This window comes from Streptomyces sp. NPDC057654 (assembly GCF_042800135.1).
In the GTDB taxonomy this organism is placed as follows: Bacteria; Actinomycetota; Actinomycetes; order Streptomycetales; family Streptomycetaceae; genus Streptomyces.
Map to the genome: position 1 here is coordinate 1 of NZ_JBHVHQ010001458.1, position 1,131 is coordinate 1,131.

Sequence of the window (1,131 nt, forward strand, 5' to 3'; positions counted from 1 at the left end):
CTCCGTCAGCTCGTGCAGGTTGAGGGCCGCGTCGACCTTGGGGCGCAGCACCTGGTCCATGCGCTCTGGTGTCAGCGACTCGATGAGCGCGTCGTCGAGGACGCCCGCGGCGTGGATGACGGCGGTGAGGGGGTGTTCTTCCGGTACGCCCTTGAGCAGCGCGGCCACCGCCGCGCGGTCCGCCACGTCGCACGCGGCGACGGCCACCTGTGCGCCTGCTTCCCGGAGTTCGGCCGCCAGGTCGAGCGTCTCGGGGGCGTCCGGTCCGCGCCGCCCCGCCAGCAGCAGGTGCCGCACGCCGTGTTCGGCGACGAGGTGACGGGCCACCAGCGCGCCGAGCGCTCCCCCGGCTCCGGTGATGAGAACGGTCTTGTCACTGTCCCACCCGCCGGGGCTCTTCTCGCCTGTCACCTCTTCCCGCACAAGCCGCGCGGCGAACAACACACCCTTCCGGAAAGCGAGTTGGGGTTCACCGCAAGCCAGCGCGGCAGGGAGCCGGGTGGCCGCGGCCGCCGGGTCGTCGGTGTCGAGGAGCAGGATGCGGTCGGGGTGTTCGGACTGCGCGGATCGCAGGAGCCCGCGGACGGCCGCGGCGGCGAGGTCGGTGAGCTGTTCGCCGCGGGCGGTGGCGACCGCGCCGCGGGTGAGCAGGACCAGGCGCGCGTCCTCCCAGCGGGGGTCGGCCAGCCATTCCTGGGTGAGCGGCAGAACCCGGTTCAGGGCGGCCCGTACTGACGCCGCGTCGGCTGTGGTCTCCAGGGTCTCCAGGGTCTCCAGGGTCTCCAGGCAGGGGACGACGACCACGGCGGGCAGCGGCATGCCCTCGTCCACCGCGGCGGTGAGCGCCGCGAGGTCGGGGTGGCTGTCGGGGAACAGGTCTCCGCCGCCGATGACCGCCCAGTGTCCGAGGTGGTCGGCCGGTCCGGCGACGCCGGGCAGCGGAGTCCACTCGGTGCGGAAGAGGGAGTCGGAAGCTCCCGCACCCGCTCCGGCCGAACGGAGCGCGTCGAGGTCGACGGGGCGCACCGCCAGCTCCTCGACGGTGGCGACCGGGCGGCCGTCCGGGTCGGCGGCGTCGATGGACACCGCGCCGTCGGGCCCGTAGCCGAGCCGGACGCGCAGTGTGGTGGC

Annotated in this window: 1 protein-coding gene; it reads right to left on the reverse strand. The window is 74.4% G+C overall.

Features of this window, described 5'->3' with window-relative positions; all coding sequences use genetic code 11:
• Window positions 1–1,131 (reverse strand): beta-ketoacyl reductase (locus tag ACFU99_RS44340; RefSeq protein WP_384404563.1); only part of this gene is annotated, 1,131 nt, incomplete at both ends.